4 protein-coding genes are annotated in these 2,892 nt (G+C 63.1%); 1 reads left to right on the top strand and 3 read right to left on the bottom strand.

What is annotated here, in order from left to right; translation table 11 throughout:
- The 3 genes from VFG33_RS02435 to VFG33_RS02425 form a co-directional block, all read right to left on the bottom strand.
- Nucleotides 1-1,154, bottom strand: a 1,154-nt coding sequence (locus VFG33_RS02435; RefSeq protein ID WP_325021890.1) for an MFS transporter, incomplete at its 3' end; no start/stop codon positions are given.
- 104 nt (nucleotides 1,155-1,258) lie between these two features.
- A complete protein-coding gene (locus tag VFG33_RS02430; RefSeq protein WP_325021888.1) occupies nucleotides 1,259-1,489 on the bottom strand; it encodes a DUF397 domain-containing protein in 231 nt (76 codons plus the stop codon).
- A complete protein-coding gene (locus VFG33_RS02425) occupies nucleotides 1,486-2,358 on the bottom strand; it encodes a helix-turn-helix domain-containing protein (protein ID WP_325021886.1) in 873 nt (290 codons plus the stop codon). Before VFG33_RS02425 ends, VFG33_RS02430 begins: the two co-directional genes overlap by 4 nt.
- Nucleotides 2,359-2,427: 69 nt before the next feature.
- Between VFG33_RS02425 and VFG33_RS02420 the strand changes: the two genes are divergently transcribed.
- Nucleotides 2,428-2,892, top strand: a 465-nt coding sequence (locus VFG33_RS02420) for an alpha/beta fold hydrolase (RefSeq protein ID WP_325021884.1), incomplete at its 3' end; no start/stop codon positions are given.

Below are 2,892 nucleotides of genomic sequence, written 5' to 3'. Positions count from 1 at the left end.
CCAAGGCGGAGGGGTGAGGTGAGTGTCTTCGACCTGAGCAGGCGTGGAACAAGCAGCACGGACACGGCCGCCAGGATCAGCCCGGCAGCAAAGAGAGTCCCACGGAGACCAACGAGATGGGCCAAGATCCCGCCGAGCAAGGCGCCGATAGGCGCTGAGCCATTGCCTATGGTCCGGAACGCTGTCACCACCCGGCCAAGCATCGGCCGCGGGCTCAGGTTCTGTCGGGCTGAGGTGACGGTGACAGTTACGAACGTTGATGCGAGACCGGCAGCCACGAGGGCGAATCCTGCAAGGAAGGGCTCGTGGGTAAGTGCGATGGCCGGCCAGACCATCATCCGGACGACTAGCGTTGCCCCAACGAGCTTGCTGGCTCCCCACCGCGCGAGCACTCGCGGCGCAAGCGGACCACCAACGACTCCCCCTATCGCGAGTGCGGTGATCAGAAGGCCGTATCGGGCTGGCTCCATACTCAAGCCATCGGGATCACTGGCGTAGAGAACAAGAACGACAAGCGCACAGTTGGTCGTAAGGTTGGCGGCCCCGGTGAGGAGCGCCAAGGTCCTAAGTTCGCGGTGTCGTAGGAGGAATGTGACTCCCGATCTAATGGCTCGCTGAACCGACTCGCGCGGGGTGGCGTTGAACTGCTTCGGCTCGGTTCGTAGAACCAATAGGCAGGCCGAGGAGAACGCGAAGGACAGAGCATCCGCGAGGAACGGCAGCCAGGCGAAAGCAGCGAAGGCGGCAGAGCCTAGGGGAGGGCCGACCAGCGAGGCACCACCAACATCCAGCGTCGACATCCTGCCATTCGCGGTATCGCGGATGGCGTCGGAGCTTTCAGTGAGATCAGCTACCAGCGATTGCTGAGCGGCACCGTGAAAGATGGAGCCTGTGACCACGACGAATGCAGCTGCTGCGAGGAGAGGAACTGAGACCGAATCCGCGACGAACGCCAGCACCAAAGCCCCCACGACTAAGGCCCGGCCGAGATCACTGACGACCATGACGCGACGTGTGGGCCATCGATCCACAAACGCTCCTGCTACCGGTGCAACGACGAGCCACGGGAGCAAGGCAGCCGATGAGACCGCCGCGACCGATGAGGCTGATCGGTCGATTGCGGCAGCAGCGAGCGGAACGGAGCCTGTCCACATCCCGTCGCCGAGGGACGAGACGCCGGCCGCAGAGAGTAGGAGCCTAAGACTCCTCCCTCCGTGGAGGCGGCCTGGCTGGCGTCTCGCACCCTCGACGCTCGGCATTACATCTCAGAAGGTGCGAGGGACCCGTTCTTGATCCCGCGCACCATGTGCTCCCAGGACTTACGAGGGATCCTTACGACAGCGCCCGACGGGTCGTCGCTGTCTCGGAGTGCAACCCAGCCGTTCGGCCCGTCAGCGATGAACACGCAGGCGCCGTCGTCACTGGTACTGCTCTTCCGCCAGTTCGAGAACTCGTCAACGGCCGGGACGGGCGTAGTTCCTTCAATCATTGACTTTCTCCTTCGGTCCGAATTAGTTGCTTCAGCAGCGTAATCGATTCGCTGGGATCTAGCGCGGCGTCGGCCATTCGGGACCAGACCAACTCGAATGCCGCTATCTGGTCGGCGCCCGAGAACGCCATGTGCGCGGCGGGTGTCTCCATCCGCACGACCGGCGGTTCAGCTGGATCGATCAACGTAACCATCACGAACCCGATCATCGGGGCAACCACCAACTCAGCATCCAGGGGAATGAGCCGAAGGGTGATGTGCTTGGCAGTGCTGTACTCAATGAGCTTCTGCCATTGCAGCGAGCGCGTGGCCGGCGGACAGCCTTTCGGCCGCCACCGTATGCCGGCCTCCATCAGAATCGCGTCGTAGCGCGGGCTGCTGCTCGCGAGGATCCTTCGCCCTCGTTCCATCCTGTCCAAGACTGCCTGCTCGACATCGATTGCCTCAGTGAGGTTTCCACCGGTGATCGCCGCCCGTGCATAGTCAGCTGTCTGGAACGGTCCTGGGACAAGGTAGGGCTGGAAATGGCGGATCTCACGTGCGACCTTGTCAGTGGCCATCAACTCTCGTTGACGTCCTGCGAGCGAGCCCTTCAAGACAGCCTGCCACTCAGAAACTTCTGTCAGCGCTTCCTCTGCCAGCCGGAGAAGAGCGTCGCGCTCGTCGCCGGCGAGCGACGCAACATCCGCCCACGCCTGCACGTCAGCGATCTTCGGCTTGACGACGGCGTTCTCGATCCGACTGACTCGCGTCTGAGTGGTGCCGATCAGTTTCGCCAGCTCGGGTCCGGTGAGGCCAGCTCGCTGGCGCAGTATCTTCAGCTCGCGACCGAGCTTCCGCCGCTTGTCTAAAGGAGCGTCGTCCGCCATCTAACCATCCCGTCGCTGATCGGTATGCGATTCTATGCGATTTCGGACGGCTCGCGCTAACTTGGTGTGATGACGATGAGTGCCGCTGAGTTGCGAGAGGTACAGATCCAGGGGAGCAATCTTGCCGCGTACGAGTTCGGCCGCGGCTCGGTGCCAGTGATCTTCGTCAGCGGACTCGGCGACGGCGCCGAGTCTTGGCAGGAACTGTCCGCCGGGCTCACAGAGAGACTGACCCTCGTCTCCTACGACCGCGCAGGCATCGGAAACAGCGGGCAACTGAACTCGGCTCTACGAGCGCCTCGGCCCGCGAGCTGGGCGGCCTCACAACTGCGCGAGATGCTCGCTGAGCTTGGCGTCAAACCTCCATTCGTCCTTGTCGGGCACTCGCTCGGCGGCCAGATCGCAGACGCCTTCGCGATCCGTTGGCCAACGCTGGTCGCAGGTTTGGTCCTGGTCGACGCCGTCGATCCGACCCTTAACCTCCAGGTCATGCCACCGCGACAGTTCCTCGATGACGCCATCAGCACCCGAGCT

It is taken from the genome of Kribbella sp. (genome assembly GCF_035687465.1).
Classification (GTDB): domain Bacteria; phylum Actinomycetota; class Actinomycetes; order Propionibacteriales; family Kribbellaceae; genus Kribbella.
Note: the sequence above shows the minus strand (reverse complement) of the source record. Positions and strands in the feature narration are given on the sequence as shown.